Source organism: Salinispirillum sp. LH 10-3-1 (genome assembly GCF_030643825.1).
Lineage (GTDB): Bacteria > Pseudomonadota > Gammaproteobacteria > Pseudomonadales > Natronospirillaceae > Salinispirillum.
Window position 1 is genome coordinate 1,678,947 of the sequence record NZ_CP101717.1, and the last position, 15,717, is coordinate 1,694,663.

Genomic DNA, 15,717 nt, shown 5'->3' on the forward strand with positions numbered 1-15,717 from the left:
CATTAAAAATAGCCTTTCGGCCGAACAACCCTATTTTCTGATTGCAGACGCTGATTTTCGTTTGACTCCAAGGCGGAAAAAACTCAGTTTACGCCTATATTCAAACAAGCGTTTAAATTACTTGTTTGTTTCGTCATTTGCGTCAGAATGACACAACAAACCACAAAAACGGAGCAACCTTATGATCTATCAGGGTGATGCGATTCAGGTGGAACTGCGTAGCGATAATATCGCGCACATGGTTTTTGACCTGAAAGGCGAATCAGTCAATAAGTTTAACCGTCTGACATTGTTGGAGCTGGATGCTGCCGTTAAAGCAATGGCCGCAACCTCGGGCATTAAAGGTTTGGTCGCGACCAGCGCCAAAGAAGCCTTCATTGTGGGTGCAGACATCACAGAATTCCTGACCATGTTTCAGCAGGAAGAAGATGTGCTGATCGACGGTATCCTGCAAACTAACGCCATCTTCAATGGTCTGGAAGATCTGCCGTTCCCTACCGCCGTGGCCATCAATGGTCTGGCGTTGGGTGGTGGCTTCGAATTCTGTTTGGCTTGCGACTTCCGCTTGATGGCTCCTAAGGCCAAAGTCGGTCTGCCTGAAGTTAAGCTGGGTATCTTCCCCGGTTTCGGCGGCACCGTGCGTCTGTCACGCTTGATTGGCGCTGACAACTCCATTGAGTGGATCTGCGCAGGCAGTGAAAAGCGTTCTGATGCCGCGCTGGCTGATGGCGCAGTCAATGCGGTTGTGGACAATGACAAATTGTTTGATGCGGCGATTGATTTGGTGCAACGTGCCATCGACGGTTCTGTTGACTATAAAGCGCGCCGTGCTGAGAAAACCGGCAAGCTGCACTTGAACAGCATCGAAAGCATGATGTCGTTCGAGACCGCCAAAGGCTTCGTTGCTGGTCAGGCTGGTCCTAACTACCCAGCACCTGTTTTGGCCATTAAAACCATCCAGAAGCACGCCGGTATGGAGCGCGATGACGCGCTAAAGGTAGAAGCAAAGAATTTTGCCACGGTAGCGCGCAGTTCAGTCGCTCGCAACCTGGTCGGCTTGTTCCTGAACGACCAAGCCCTGAAGAAAACCGCCAAACAGTGGGAAGAACTGGCACGCCCGGTCAACAAAGCTGCCGTGTTGGGCGCGGGCATTATGGGTGGCGGTATCGCTTACCAGAGCGCCTCGAAAGGCACGCCAATCTACATGAAAGACATCAATGACGCTGGCATCAAACTGGGTCTGGATGAAGCGGCCAAGTTGTTGAGCAAGCAGGTTGAACGTAAGAAGATGGACATCATGGGCATGGCCAATGTGCTCAACGACATTCGTCCGACGCTGAGCTACGGTGACTTCGATCAAGTTGACGTTGTGGTTGAAGCTGTTGTTGAAAACCCCAAGGTTAAGCACGCGGTATTAGCAGAAGTTGAAACCAAAGTGGGTGAGAAAGCCGTCATCGCCAGTAACACCTCGACGATTTCTATCGACAGTTTGGCGACCGCACTGAAAGATCCTACGCGCTTCTGCGGCATGCACTTCTTCAACCCAGTGCACCGTATGCCGTTGGTAGAAGTTATTCGTGGTAAAGACAGCTCCGATGAAACCATCGCAACCGTTGTCGCCTATGCCAAGAAGCTGGGCAAATCACCCATCGTGGTCAACGACTGCCCTGGCTTCTACGTAAACCGCGTATTGTTCCCGTACTTCGCTGGCTTTGCCATGCTGGTGCGTGACGGTGTAGATTTCCAAGCGATTGATAAGGTCATGGAGCGTTTCGGTTGGCCAATGGGTCCTGCTTATTTGCTGGACGTCGTGGGTCTGGATACGGGCGTACACGCTCAAAGCGTTATGGCCGAAGGCTTCCCCGAGCGCATGGGTCAAGACTTCCGTTCAGCCATGCACGTCATGTATGACGAAGGCCGACTGGGTCAAAAGAACAGCAAGGGCTTCTATGCCTACACGCTGGACAAGAAAGGTAAGCAGAAGAAGTCGGTCGACGAAGAGGCTATCAAGTTGGTGAGCAGTGTTGCCGGTCCTAAGCAGGAACTGGAAGCTGATGCCATCATCGATCGCATGATGATCCCAATGTGCATTGAAGTTGCCATGTGCTTGGAAGAGAAGATCGTTGCTTCACCGGCAGACGCCGACATGGGTCTGATCTATGGCCTTGGTTTCCCTCCATTCCGTGGTGGCATCCTGAAGTATATGGATGAAGTGGGTCTGGATGAGATCGTCAAGCGCGCCGACAAACTGGCTGACCTGGGTGCACTGTACCGCGTAACCGATCGCATGCGCGAAATGGCCGCTAACGGTGAAACCTACTACAAGAATGCCTGAGGGGAGTAAGCAATGAATTTGAAACCAAATGATGCAGTAATCGTTGATTTTCTGCGTACGCCAATGGGTCGCTCCAAGGGCGGCAGTTTCCGTTTCACCCGTGCTGAGAACCTCAGTGCACAACTGGTAGACGGCCTGCTGGCTCGTAACCCTAACCTTGATCCATCGGAAATCGATGACATCATCTGGGGTTGTGTAAACCAGACTAAAGAACAGGGCTGGAACGTGGCCCGGATGATGCAGTTGATGACAAAAGTGCCGCATACGGTGCCGGCACAAACGGTTAGCCGTCTGTGTGGTTCTTCCATGTCTGCCTTGCACATCGCTTCTCAGGGTATTCAATCCGGCAACGGCGACTTCTTCCTGATCGGCGGCGTTGAGCACATGGGCCACGTGGACATGATGCACGGTGTTGATCCCAACCCGGCATTGAGTAAACGTGCAGCGAAAGCGGCCGGCATGATGGGCCTCACAGCAGAGCTGTTGGGCAAGATGCACGGTATCACTCGTGAAGCGCAAGATGAATTTGCTTATCGCTCGCACCAGTTGGCGCAGGCCGCCACTGAGTCAGGCGCCTTTGCGAAGGAAATTCAGCCCATCGAAGGTCACGACGAAAACGGCACGCCATTCATGCTGACACAGGATGAAACGATCCGTCCGGAAACCACCGTGGCGAAACTAGCTGAATTGCGCCCTGTGTTTGATCCTAAGGGCGGCACGGTAACAGCCGGTACGTCTTCTCAGATCAGCGACGGCGCGTCAGCAATGTTGGTGATGTCTTGGAAGAAAGCACAAGAGCTGGGTGTTAAGCCACGTGCGGTCATCCGTGCTATGACCTTGGCCGGTGTTGATCCGTCGATCATGGGTTATGGCCCTGTGCCTGCTTCTAAGAAGGCATTGAAGCAGTTAGGCATGACCATTGACGACATCGACTACATCGAGCTGAACGAAGCCTTCGCAGCGCAAGCATTGCCTGTATTGAAAGACTTGAAGGTGCTGGACAAGATGACCGACAAAGTGAACCTGCACGGCGGCGCGATTGCCTTGGGTCACCCATTCGGCTGTAGCGGTGCGCGTATCACAGGTACGTTACTGAACGTTATGGAAGAGAAGGGCGGTCAATTTGGCTTGGCGACCATGTGTATTGGTCTGGGGCAGGGTATTTCCACGGTTATTGAGCGTTTCGACGGCTAATAACAGCTGCGCTCGTTATGGCGGTGTTAAAATTTGTCTCAAATGCTCATTTACTAATAGTAAACTGCGCGTTCTCGGCAAATTTTGCCTGGCCATAACTTCGCGCGCGACGTTCTTAGTGGCGTCCAATAAAAAGGCGGCTAGTAGATAGCCGCCTTTTTTATGCCCATAATGAAAGCTGTGTGAAAGTAAAATAAAGGTATCCCATGCAACAACCTCAGAATTCACCCGAACCTGGTTTATACAGACACTATAAAGGAGGGGAGTACCGTGTAGTGGGTATGGTGCGCCATTCTGAAACCGAGGAGTGGTTGGTGCACTATCAATGCATGTATGGCGACCTTGGCTTTTGGGTTCGCCCGCTCGCCATGTTCAATGATACGGTTGTTGTGAACGGTAAAGAGATAAAACGCTTTCAGCGTGCCTGATGGCTTACGAACTAGGCTTTTGTTGTTTCTACAGGCTCTTTTTCGTCGGTGGCTTCTGGGCTGTCGGTCGAATCGCTGCCCTCGTCATTGTTGGCATCGCCATTCGACTCTTGATCAGGCGCAACGCCAGTGAGGTTTAAGTCAAACCGACCAGACTGCATGGCTTCCGTCACGCTGTCGAACTCTTTCTCAGTGGAATAGATGCTGGAGATCATTTTCGAAATGCGCTTCACCATGTCTGTACGCTCAGGAAAGCTCTGCTCACTGGCCACTAGCTTTTCCTTTGCGTGCTTGAAATAGGAGGCCGCAGTTAGGCGGTCACCGAGCTTGAGGGCGACCTTGCCTTGTTGCACATAAGCGTTGATTTCGGTTTTCAGTAGTAGGGTCTTCATGCGGTTTGTGTGAGCCATGAAGTCCTCTTCGAGAAAGAAGCCCTGCGGGTACATGACTTTGATCAGCTTCAAAATGCGGCCTATTTCTTTGCGCAACTCATCGATCTCAAAGTCATTGGTCGGGATGTGTACTTCGCCCCTACCAACCAGTTCAGACACGTTGTCAATGCGATGCTGTGCGCGTTCTAACTCACCTGGAATATCAGGATCGTCAGGCATAAGGTCGTGACGTTTTTTGATTTCGCTGATTAAAAATTCGGTGATTGCGACGACGAGGTTTTCATTGTTGTCGTATCTCAGTAGGCTTGTAGTCAATTCCTCGATTTCTACACAACGACGCTTTAGCAGGCCCGCACGCTGCTTACGTTGCACGTCTTCTTGAAACCGGTCTGTAGACAGCTGACCCATCCACAGAGCGCCCACAAGTATCATTAAGAACACGAACAAAGCGAGAAACCATAGCATCGGCCATCGACTCCTGAAGGCTTGACGTTGTAGTGATTTATTCTAGCATGAAAAAACAATAGTCGTTTACAACACTTGACCTGCGAGAATCAAACCGTTATACCTCGCCGGCCTTTTCAAAATTTAATACGAGCAGATATTACAGCCTTATGGGAAAGTCTTTAGTAATCGTTGAGTCCCCGGCCAAAGCCAAGACGATCAATAAATACCTTGGTCCCGGTTTCGTGGTGAAGTCGAGCGTTGGTCATATTCGAGACTTGCCTACCTCTGGCCAGAGTAAACCAGTTGATGCCACCGAGCGCGCGAAGCAAGCGGCGAAAACCCGTGCTATGCCCGCGGACAAAAAAGAACAGTACAAAAAAGACAAAGCTCGTTCGCAGCTCATCGCGCGTATGGGTGTAGACCCGGAAAATGATTGGCAGGCGCATTACGAGATTCTGCCTGGCAAAGAAAAGGTTGTCGACGAACTTAAGCGCTTGGCGAAAGACGCTGATCAAATCTATCTCGCAACGGATTTGGACCGCGAAGGGGAGGCCATTGCATGGCACCTCAAGGAAGCCATTGGTGACGTGGCGCCCTATAAGCGGGTTGTGTTCAGTGAGATCACCAAAAAAGCGATTCAGTCTGCTTTTGCTAAACCCAGTGAGCTGAATGTCAGCCGTGTGAATGCCCAGCAAGCGCGTCGCTTCCTTGACCGCGTCGTCGGCTACATGGTTTCGCCGCTGTTGTGGAAAAAAGTGGCGCGTGGCCTGTCTGCCGGACGGGTGCAAAGTGTTGCTGTGAAGTTGATCGTTGAGAAAGAACAAGAAATTCGCAAATTTAACCCGGAAGAATACTGGGATACGCTGGCCGAAACCATTACTGGGCTTGGTGTCGAGTTGCCGCTAAAGGTCGCTCGCGTAGGTGATAAAGAGTACCGCCCAACGAATGAAGCCGATACGCGGGCCCATGAGGCGAAACTGCGCTCATACGACCTTGTGGTGTCTGAACGGGCCGATAAACCGACTCAGTCGCGCCCTAATGCCCCCTTTATTACGTCGACGTTACAGCAAGCCGCCAGTAACCGTCTGGGCTTCACAGTTAAGAAAACCATGATGATGGCGCAGCGCTTGTATGAAGCGGGTTACATTACCTATATGCGTACAGACTCAACCAACCTGAGTGCCGATGCCGTTGCATCGGCGCGTAAGCTCATTGGTGACGAGTTTGGTGCTGCCTACCTGCCGAGTGACCCTGTACGCTACTCGAGCTCTGACGCCGCTCAGGAAGCACATGAGGCCATCCGTCCTTCCGATGCCACAATGCGTTCTGCTGCACTGCAAGGCATGGAGCAGGACGCTTTGCGTTTATACGACCTGATTTGGCGCCGTTTCATTGCTTGCCAGATGGTGCCGGCGCAATACTTGAGTTCTACCATCACGGTGGCGGCAGGCGACTATCAGCTCCGCGCCAAAGGTCGGATTCTGAAGTTTGACGGCTACACGCGGGTCATGAGTCAGCCGAAGAGCAACGAAGATCTGGAGCTGCCGGATGTGTCCGTCGGCGAGACGCTGACCGTCAGCAGCATTGAAAGTCAGCAGCATTTCACCAAGCCGCCCGCGCGTTTTACCGAAGCGACGCTGGTCAAAGAGCTCGAAAAACGCGGTATTGGACGGCCATCTACGTATGCTTCCATCATTTCAACGATCCAAGATCGTGGCTATGTGAAGCTGGAAAGTCGTCGTTTCTATGCGGAAAAAATGGGTGAAATTGTCACGGGTCGTTTGTCAGAGAGCTTTTCTAACCTGATGAATTACGACTTCACGGCACGTATGGAAGAGGCGTTGGATAAAGTCGCTAAGGGCGAGCGCGACTGGAAGCAGGAGTTAAACGACTTCTACCGTGATTTTTCTGGCCGCTTGGAAACAGCAGATCAAGACGATGGTGGTATGCGCGGTAATATGCCGACGCTGACCGACATCGACTGCCCAGCATGTGGCCGGAAGATGATGATTCGGACCGGAACCACTGGTGTGTTTTTGGGCTGTTCGGGCTATAACTTACCGCCCAAAGAACGCTGCAAACAGACCTTAAATCTGGTTTCTGCTGACGAGTTTGTTGGTCAGGACGACGAAGAAGCTGAAGTAAAAGAGCTGCGCCAGAAGCGTCGTTGTCACAAGTGTGATTCCTCAATGGATGCTTACATCATTGATGAAGAGCGCAAAATTCACATCTGCGGTAACAACCCAGACTGCGATGGTTTTCAAGTCGAAGCCGGTAAGTTCCGCCTGAAAGGCTACGACGGACCCACCTTAGAATGCGACAAGTGCGGCTCGCAAATGCAGTTAAAAACCGGCCGTTTTGGTAAGTACTTTGACTGTACTAACGATGCCTGTAAGAACACGCGCAAACTGTTGCGCAGCGGTGAGCCTGCGCCGCCAAAAATGGATCCAGTGCCATTGCCTGAACTGCAATGCCAGAAGGTGGACGATACCTATGTATTGCGTGATGGTGCAGCAGGCTTGTTTTTGGCAGCCAGTCAGTTCCCTAAGAACCGCGAGACGCGTGCGCCTTATCTGCACGAGATAATGCCGCATAAAGCTGAGGTTGACGTAAAGTACGACTTCTTGTTCAGTGGTCCGACGGAGGATGGTGATGGCAATCCTACGTTGATCCGCTTCAGTCGGAAGACGCAGGAGCATTACTTGTCAACAGAAGTCGACGGCAAAGACACTCGCTGGCGCGCGTTCTTTGAGAATGGCAAGTGGGTGGTGCAGTCTGCTGCACCGGCAAAGGCAAAAGCCAAGCCTAAGGCCAAAGCGAAACCCAAAGCGAAAGCGAAGCCGAAGGCGAAAACGTAGTAGGAGATCCGCTTGGATACAAAAAAGCCACCCTAGGGTGGCTTTTTTATGCTGGCATTACACCTCTGTGAGGATGCCAGTGGATCGGCGGGTGTAAACACGCCGCCCTACCTGGTTACTTCTTCGGATACTGGCGCGCTGTTTCGCCTTTATACAGCTGGCGAGGGCGACCAATGCGGTAGTCACCACCGACCATCTCTTTCCAGTGCGCAATCCAGCCGGCCGTACGGCCGAGCGCGAAAATCACCGTGAACATGGACGTTGGTATGCCCATGGCACGCAACAGGATGCCAGAATAGAAATCGACGTTAGGATAGAGTTTCTTCTGTACGAAGTACTCGTCTTCCAGAGCGATCTTTTCCAACTTCATGGCTATTTTCAGCAGCGGATCGTTTACCTGACCCAGCTCTTTCAACACTTCATCTGCGTGTGCTTTCATTACCTTGGCACGTGGATCGTAATTTTTGTATACCCGATGACCAAATCCCATCAGACGGAACGGATCGTTCTTGTCTTTGGCTTTGGCGATGTAGGTTTCAATGTTGGACTCGTCGCCAATTTCTTCCAGCATTGACAGTACGGCTTCGTTAGCGCCGCCATGAGCAGGTCCCCAAAGCGCTGCAATGCCTGCAGAAATACACGCGAAGGGGTTGGCCCCAGTAGAGCCGGTCAGTCGCACGGTCGATGTAGAGGCGTTTTGCTCGTGATCGGCGTGCAAGATGAAGATCTTGTCCATGGCCGCAGCCATAACAGGGTTCACCTTATACTCCTCACATGGGTTGGAAAACATCATATGCAGGAAGTTTGACGCGTAATCGAGGTCATTGCGCGGGAAAGTAAATGGCTGACCGATTGAGTATTTGTAAACCATCGCAGCCAGAGTAGGCATCTTGGAAATCAGGCGATGGGCGGTGATTTCGCGGTGGTCTTTGTCGGTAATGTCCAGCGAGTCATGGTAGAACGCTGCCAGTGCTCCAACCACCGCCACCATGATGGCCATCGGGTGAGAGTCGCGGCGGAAGCCATCAAAGAAGGTATGGATCTGCTGGTGCACCATGGTGTGGTGCATGATCATATGGTTGAACTTGGCCTTTTCTTCTTTCGTCGGCAAGTTGCCGTACAGCAACAAGTAGCAAGTCTCAAGGTAGTCGGCGTTGTCCGCCAGTTCCTCAATAGGGTAGCCGCGATGCAGAAGAATGCCCTTGTCACCATCGATGTAGGTTATTTCGGAATCACAAGACGCTGTCGACACAAAGCCTGGGTCATAGGTGAACAACCCGTGCTTAAGCAAACCACGAACATCTACTACGTCTGGCCCCATTGTGCCGCTATAGATAGGTAGTTCGATCGGCTCTTTGCCGTCAATCATCAAGGTCGCTTTCTGGTCAGTCATGCGGCCTCCTTAGGCTTGGTAAAAAAGAGTGAGTGTGGAATGGTATTCAGCAGGCGAGTCGGTGTCTTCTTATACCATGGTCTAATTCTAAACAACAACAGACCTGTGAAAAATGCGCACAACTATAGAGGTCGGGCTGATTTTGTCAATTTTTTACTGGTTAGCTCCGAAACTTTAGTGTTGTGTGCGACCACAATGCGTCGTGAGTGTACACCAAATAGGCAAGTGCACGGCCATAGTTCGTTTCTATAGTCATTATTAATAAATAGCGTGGGAAAACTTGTCTTGATGGTTTGTAATTGCGCAGGGTGGACACTATAATCGCCCACGTTTTCAGCCCTCATGCATGGGTTTTGGAACACAATCTGTTCCTAATAAATTTCATGCCGACTAACAAAACTAAAAGAGAGTGTCTTCAGCCGTGAAAGCAGACAGACCTGTAAACCTAGACCTAACTACGATCTCTCTCCCTCTCGCTGCGTTAACGTCCATCTTGCACCGAATTTCCGGCATTTTCTTGCTGATAGGCTCAGCCTTTATGGTGTGGATGCTGCATAAGTCACTGGCTTCTCCAGCGGATTTTGCGACAGCGCAGGCAGTAATGAATCATGGCTTGGCCAAATTTATTACATGGGGCCTTCTGTGTTCACTGGGATATCACCTTGTGGCAGGTATCAAGCATTTAATAATGGATGGCGGCCTGGGTGAAACAAAAGAAGGCGGTAAGCTGGGCGCTCAAATTACTCTGGTAATCAGCGTTATTCTTTTTGTACTGGCAGGAGTTTGGGTATGGTAAGCAGTGTCACGAATTTCAGTCGCAACGGTTTGTCTGATTGGATAATCCAGCGTTTATCCGCCGTTGTCCTCGCCGCTTATACCCTATTTATGGTGGCGTATTTCTTGGTGCAGCCTGAGTGGTCCTATGAAGCCTGGACTGGCTTGTTTGCGCAAGGCTGGATGAAACTATTCACCTTATTAACGATTCTAGCGGTAATCGCACACGCTTGGATCGGTATGTGGACGGTTGCGACCGACTACATCAAGTCAACGGGTCTGCGTTTGGCCTTTCTTGTCATACTTGGCCTCGTGTTGTTCGTCTATTTTGTGGTGGCCTTTGACGCAGTATGGGGTGTATAGAACATGACTAATATCAGAACCTTAGAATATGATGCCGTCATCGTTGGTGGTGGTGGTGCGGGTATGCGCGCAGCTTTGCAGTTGGCGCAGTCCGGCGTTAAGACCGCTGTGGTCTCTAAAGTATTCCCGACGCGTTCGCACACGGTTTCTGCGCAAGGTGGTATCACCTGTGCCATTGCCAGTGATGATCCGAACGACGATTGGCGCTGGCACATGTATGACACCGTAAAGGGGTCAGATTACATCGGCGACCAAGAAGCTATCGAGTATATGTGTAGCGTGGGCCCACAAGCTGTGTTCGAACTCGATCACATGGGCCTACCATTTTCACGTACTGAAAATGGTCGGATCTATCAGCGTCCTTTCGGTGGACAGTCAAAAGATTTCGGTAAAGGCGGGCAGGCCGCACGTACTTGTGCTGCTGCCGACCGTACCGGTCACGCGCTGCTGCACACGCTGTATCAGGGCAACCTGAAAGCCGGCACTCAGTTTTTGAACGAGTGGTATGCAGTAGATCTGGTGAAGAACCAAGACAATGCGGTTGTTGGCTGCACCGCGATTTGTATCGAAACCGGTGAAACAGTTTACATTAAGGCCAAAGCGACTGTGTTTGCGACTGGTGGTGCTGGTCGTATTTATGCTTCAACAACCAACGCGTTGATCAACACCGGTGACGGCATTGGTATGGCGTTGCGTGCTGGATTCCCTGTCCAAGACATGGAAATGTGGCAGTTCCACCCAACCGGCATCGCAGGCGCTGGTACTTTGGTAACCGAAGGCTGCCGTGGTGAAGGTGGTTATCTGGTCAACAAAGACGGCGAGCGCTTCATGGAGCGTTATGCGCCCACAGCGAAAGATTTGGCGGGTCGTGACGTAGTAGCCCGGTCGATGATTCTGGAAATTTTGGAAGGTCGTGGTTGTGGTCCTGACGGCGATCACGTTTACCTGAAGCTGGATCACTTGGGTGAGAAAGTTCTGAACGAAAAACTGCCCGGTATTTTAGAGTTGTCGCGTACCTTCGCGCACGCCGATCCAGTAAAAGAGCCGATTCCTGTGGTTCCTACTTGCCACTATATGATGGGCGGTATTCCGACGAACATCGGCGGCCAAGCGTTGACACAAGATGCGCAGGGCAATGATGTCGTGGTTGAAGGTCTGTACGCTTGTGGTGAAGCGGCCTGTGTATCGGTACATGGCGCTAACCGCCTCGGCGGTAACTCCTTGCTCGACTTGGTGGTCTTTGGTCGCGCTGCTGGCCTGCAGATTGAGAAGTCACTGCGTGAAGGCTATGACAACCGCGCTGCTAGCCAGAGCGACATTGATGCCTCGATGGATCGTTTGAATAAGCTGGAAGCGCGTAAGACCGGTGAAAGCGTTGCTGAGGTGCGTAAAGAACTGCAGCGCACTATGCAACTGTACTTCGGGGTGTTCCGCCAAGGCGACAACATGCAGAAAGGGCGTAAGATGCTGGAAGAGTTGCGGGCACGCGTGGAAAATGTCGCGCTGGCTGATTCTAGCAAGGCGTTCAACACCGCGCGAATCGAAGCGTTGGAGCTGTATAACTTGTTAGAAGTAGCAGAGGCAACGGCGGTTTCTGCTGAAGTGCGTACCGAGAGTCGTGGTGCTCATGCCCGTGAAGACTTCACCGAGCGTGATGATGAAAACTGGCTGTGCCATACCCTTTACTTCCCGCAGGATCGCAGCGTGAAGAAACGGGGCGTCAACTTTGCACCGAAGACGATGGATAAATTTGAACCCATGGTACGGTCTTACTAGGAGTTATCAGCATGCAGGTATCAGTTTATCGTTATAATCCGGAAACGGATAAAAAGCCTTACATGCAGGACTACACCATTGAACTGCCAGAAGGCAAAGACATGATGGTGTTGGACGTCTTGAACATGTTGAAAGAACAAGACGTTACCATGTCCTACCGTCGCTCATGCCGTGAAGGTGTGTGCGGTTCTGATGGCATGAACATCAACGGTAAGAACGGCTTGGCTTGTATCACGCCTATCTCTGAAGCCATGCACGGCAAGAGTAAGTTGGTTCTGCGCCCGCTACCTGGTCTGCCGGTTGTGCGTGACCTGGTGATTGATATGTCTTTGTTCTACCAGCAATATGAGAAGATCAAACCGTATTTGCAAAACAATACACCAGCGCCTGCCATTGAGCGTTTGCAGTCCCCAGAAGACCGCGCCAAGCTTGATGGCCTATATGAGTGTATACTCTGTGCGTGTTGCTCAACGTCTTGCCCGTCATTTTGGTGGAACCCCGAAAAGTTCATCGGGCCTGCTGGCTTGTTGCAGGCGTATCGTTTTCTTGCCGATTCGCGTGATACTGCTACCGCAGAGCGTTTGAGTGAACTGGATGATCCGTTCAGTGTTTTTCGCTGCCGCGGTATCATGAACTGTGTGAACGTTTGCCCGAAGGGATTGAATCCCACTCGTGCTATCGGGCATATCCGTTCTATGTTATTGAAGAATGCGACCTAAGGGTCGCTTTCTTTTTAGGTCTAAGGATGGATACAGGCAGGCATCGCATGGACGAAGCTGCCTTTATTGCTATTATTAGTGTTCGGCTGCAAAGGTCACGGAACAATTGGTGCAGGGTGTTGCGTTAATTGTTGGGTGACTCCTTGATACTCCGGCGTCGCAAATAGGTATTTTTCTAGGTAGAGCAGAAATGGCTGAAAGCTACATGGAACAACAGTGGGCCTTATCCCATCTGGCAGGAGGTAACTCAAAATATCTGGAGGAGCTCTTTGAAGCCTACCTGCAGGATCCGAATTCAGTGCCAGAGGAATGGCGCAATGAATTCGACAAGTTGCCCAGTGTCAACGAATCCGTTCATAACGATATTCCACAAGCCCCGATTCGTGATCACTTTCTTCTTCTTGGTAAGTCGCGTGGCCGCAGCGTTGGTCTTGTGGCACCGTCAATCAGTTCTGAGCATGAACGTAAGCAAGTGCGTGTACACCAGTTGGGCACGGCTTATCGTTTTCGTGGTCATCAGAAGGCGAAGATTGATCCGCTAGGGATCATGCAGCGTCCTCCTGTGCCGGATCTGGACCTGCACTTTCACGATCTGTCTAAGGCCGATGAAGAAACCATCTTCAATTGCAGCAACCTGTATATCGGCGTTGACGAAGCTCCGCTGAAGGACATTGTTAATGCACTGGAGCGCACGTATTGCGGTAGTATCGGTGCTGAGTTTACGCACATCGTCGACACTGAGCAGCGCCGCTGGATTGAGCGACGCATGGAATCCGTGCGCTCGACTCCTTCCTTCAGCAAGCATGCACGGCTGCATATCTTGGAGCGCTTAGCGGCTGCAGAAGGCTTAGAAAAGTATCTGGGCTCTAAGTACCCTGGTACTAAGCGCTTCGGTCTGGAAGGTGGTGAAGCCTTGATCCCCATGATCGACGAGCTGATTCAGCGCGCCGGTTCCTACGGCGCCAAAGAAATCGTTATCGGTATGGCGCACCGTGGTCGTTTAAACATGCTGGTGAACATTCTGGGTAAGAACCCACGCGAATTGTTCGACGAGTTTGAAGGTAAGTCCTTTATTGAAATGGGCTCCGGTGACGTGAAATACCACCAAGGTTTCTCATCTAACGTGATGACCACGGGCGGTGAAGTTCACTTGGCGTTGGCGTTTAACCCGTCGCACCTGGAAATCGCCTCGCCCGTGGTGGAAGGTTCCGTGCGGGCTCGTCAAGACCGTCGTAAAGACCGCGATGGCTCATTGGTCGTACCAGTCAATATTCACGGCGACGCCGCATTTGCCGGTCAGGGCGTCGTGATGGAGACATTCCAAATGTCTCAGACGCGCGCCTTCAAGACCGGTGGCACAGTTCACATTGTTATCAATAACCAGGTTGGTTTTACCACTTCACGTCAAGAAGATGCTCGCTCTACCGAGTACTGTACTGATGTTGCAAAAATGGTACAGGCGCCTATCTTCCACGTGAACGGTGACGATCCGGAAGCGGTCGCGTTTGTGACGCAAATGGCCATCGACTTCCGTCAGACCTTTAAGCGAGACGTCGTTATCGACCTGGTGTGCTATCGCCGTCGTGGTCACAACGAAGCGGATGAGCCGGCGATGACTCAGCCGGTGATGTATTCCAAGATTCGTTCCCAGAAGACTACCCTAGATCTCTATTCACAGCGCATTGTGGAAGAAGGGCTGATCAGCGCGGATGAATTCAAAACCATGGTCGAAGACTACCGTGACCTGCTGGACAAAGGCATGCATGTTGCCAAGTCCTTGGTTACGCAGGCCGACAAGTCGCTTCAGGTTGACTGGACGCCATATTTGAACCAACCCATGGAAGACTACTTTGATACCTCAATGCCGCTGAAAGAGCTGCAAGAGCTGTCCAAGCTGATGACGCGTATTCCAGAAACATTCCCGCTGCAAAAGCAAGTGCAGAAGATCATCACCGATCGGCAGAAAATGTCTGCCGGTGCGTTGCCGATCAACTGGGGCTTTGCGGAAATGCTGGCGTACACGACCATCTTGTCACAAGGCCATCCTATTCGCTTTACTGGTCAGGACGTCGGTCGGGGTACATTCGTGCACCGGCATGCGGTGCTGCACCACAATAAAGATGGTTCGACGTATACACCGTTGCAGCATCTGTTTGATGATCAGCCCGAGTTCGATATTTACGACTCGTTCTTATCTGAAGAAGCTGTTTTGGCGTTTGAATACGGCTATTCAGCCACTCGTCCAGATACCTTAGTTATTTGGGAAGCGCAGTTCGGGGACTTTGCCAACGGCGCGCAAGTGGTTATTGATCAGTTCATTACCAGTGGTGAGAACAAATGGGGACGTTTGTCCGGTTTGGTCATGCTACTGCCGCACGGGTATGAAGGGCAGGGGCCAGAGCACTCTTCAGCGCGCCTGGAACGCTTCTTACAGCTTTGTGCAGAGCAAAATATTCAGGTCTGCGCGCCAACGACACCAGCACAGGTTTACCATATGCTACGTCGTCAAGTTGTGCGCAATCTGCGTAAGCCGTTGGTTGTCATGTCTCCTAAGAGCCTGTTGCGTCATAAAGACGCAGTATCCACGCTTGAAGAGCTGGCAGATGGGCACTTCCGTACTATCATTGATGAGACCGACAATACCATCGACCCGGCCAAAGTGCAGCGCGTAGTGCTGTGTTCCGGTAAGGTGTACTACGATCTGGCTGAGTTCCGGCGCAGCAACGAGATCAACAATGTCGCTATCATCCGTGTGGAGCAACTGTATCCTTTCCCAGAAGAAGAGTTGCAAAAAGCAATGGCACCCTACGTCAATCTTGAAGACGTGGTGTGGTGTCAGGAAGAGCCAATGAACCAAGGGGCGTGGTACAGTAGCCAGCACCATATGCGGAATGTCATATCACGCCACAACCCAGATATTTATCTGAGTTACACGGGCCGTGACGCATCGGCATCGCCGGCTGCAGGCTACATGAAGCTGCACATGGAGCAGCTGAAAAGATTTTTGGAAGACGCACTGATCTATCCGAAAAAATGAT

11 protein-coding genes are annotated in these 15,717 nt (G+C 51.5%); 9 read left to right on the plus strand and 2 right to left on the minus strand.

Annotated elements, in window-relative coordinates; genetic code table 11:
• The first annotated feature begins 181 nt into the window (after window positions 1–181).
• The 3 genes from fadB to NFC81_RS07400 all read left to right on the plus strand — a co-directional run bounded on the left by fadB (window position 182) and on the right by NFC81_RS07400 (window position 3,957).
• Window positions 182–2,335, plus strand: a complete 2,154-nt coding sequence (gene fadB / locus NFC81_RS07390; protein WP_304996889.1) for a fatty acid oxidation complex subunit alpha FadB — start codon at window positions 182–184, stop codon at window positions 2,333–2,335.
• 12 nt (window positions 2,336–2,347) lie between these two features.
• Window positions 2,348–3,529 carry an acetyl-CoA C-acyltransferase FadA gene (gene fadA / locus NFC81_RS07395; protein WP_304996890.1) on the plus strand — a complete coding sequence of 394 codons (1,182 nt, stop codon included), beginning with the start codon at window positions 2,348–2,350 and terminating at the stop codon, window positions 3,527–3,529.
• Window positions 3,530–3,735: 206 nt separating this feature from the next.
• A complete protein-coding gene (locus tag NFC81_RS07400) occupies window positions 3,736–3,957 on the plus strand; it encodes a DUF1653 domain-containing protein (RefSeq protein WP_304996891.1) in 222 nt (73 codons plus the stop codon).
• 11 nt (window positions 3,958–3,968) lie between these two features.
• Here NFC81_RS07400 and NFC81_RS07405 read toward each other — a convergent pair whose 3' ends face one another.
• A complete protein-coding gene (locus tag NFC81_RS07405) occupies window positions 3,969–4,814 on the minus strand; it encodes a hypothetical protein (protein ID WP_304996892.1) in 846 nt (281 codons plus the stop codon).
• Between the two features lie 149 nt (window positions 4,815–4,963).
• Between NFC81_RS07405 and topA the strand changes: the two genes are divergently transcribed.
• On the plus strand, window positions 4,964–7,654 hold the full coding sequence (gene topA / locus NFC81_RS07410) for a type I DNA topoisomerase (protein ID WP_304996893.1): 2,691 nt from the start codon (window positions 4,964–4,966) through the stop codon (window positions 7,652–7,654).
• Between the two features lie 115 nt (window positions 7,655–7,769).
• On the opposite strand, the gene gltA is transcribed toward topA, so the two are convergent.
• Complete coding sequence (gene gltA / locus NFC81_RS07415; protein ID WP_304996894.1) at window positions 7,770–9,047, minus strand: citrate synthase; 1,278 nt, start codon at window positions 9,045–9,047, stop codon at window positions 7,770–7,772.
• Between the two features lie 421 nt (window positions 9,048–9,468).
• On the opposite strand from gltA, the gene sdhC reads away from it, so the two are divergent.
• From sdhC to NFC81_RS07440, 5 genes are all read left to right on the plus strand, one after another.
• On the plus strand, window positions 9,469–9,843 hold the full coding sequence (sdhC, locus tag NFC81_RS07420; RefSeq protein ID WP_370529901.1) for a succinate dehydrogenase, cytochrome b556 subunit: 375 nt from the start codon (window positions 9,469–9,471) through the stop codon (window positions 9,841–9,843).
• Window positions 9,837–10,184: a succinate dehydrogenase, hydrophobic membrane anchor protein gene (gene sdhD, locus NFC81_RS07425; RefSeq protein ID WP_304996896.1), complete on the plus strand. Its 348-nt coding sequence runs from the start codon at window positions 9,837–9,839 to the stop codon at window positions 10,182–10,184. Before sdhC ends, sdhD begins: the two co-directional genes overlap by 7 nt.
• A gap of 3 nt (window positions 10,185–10,187) precedes the next feature.
• Complete coding sequence (gene sdhA / locus NFC81_RS07430; RefSeq protein ID WP_304996897.1) at window positions 10,188–11,960, plus strand: succinate dehydrogenase flavoprotein subunit; 1,773 nt, start codon at window positions 10,188–10,190, stop codon at window positions 11,958–11,960.
• An 11-nt stretch (window positions 11,961–11,971) separates the two neighbouring features.
• Window positions 11,972–12,679, plus strand: coding sequence for a succinate dehydrogenase iron-sulfur subunit (locus tag NFC81_RS07435; protein WP_304996898.1), 708 nt, complete (start codon window positions 11,972–11,974; stop codon window positions 12,677–12,679).
• A 190-nt stretch (window positions 12,680–12,869) separates the two neighbouring features.
• Window positions 12,870–15,716 (plus strand): 2-oxoglutarate dehydrogenase E1 component, encoded by a 2,847-nt coding sequence (locus tag NFC81_RS07440; protein ID WP_304996899.1) that lies wholly within the window; start codon window positions 12,870–12,872, stop codon window positions 15,714–15,716.
• Window position 15,717 lies beyond the last annotated feature (1 nt).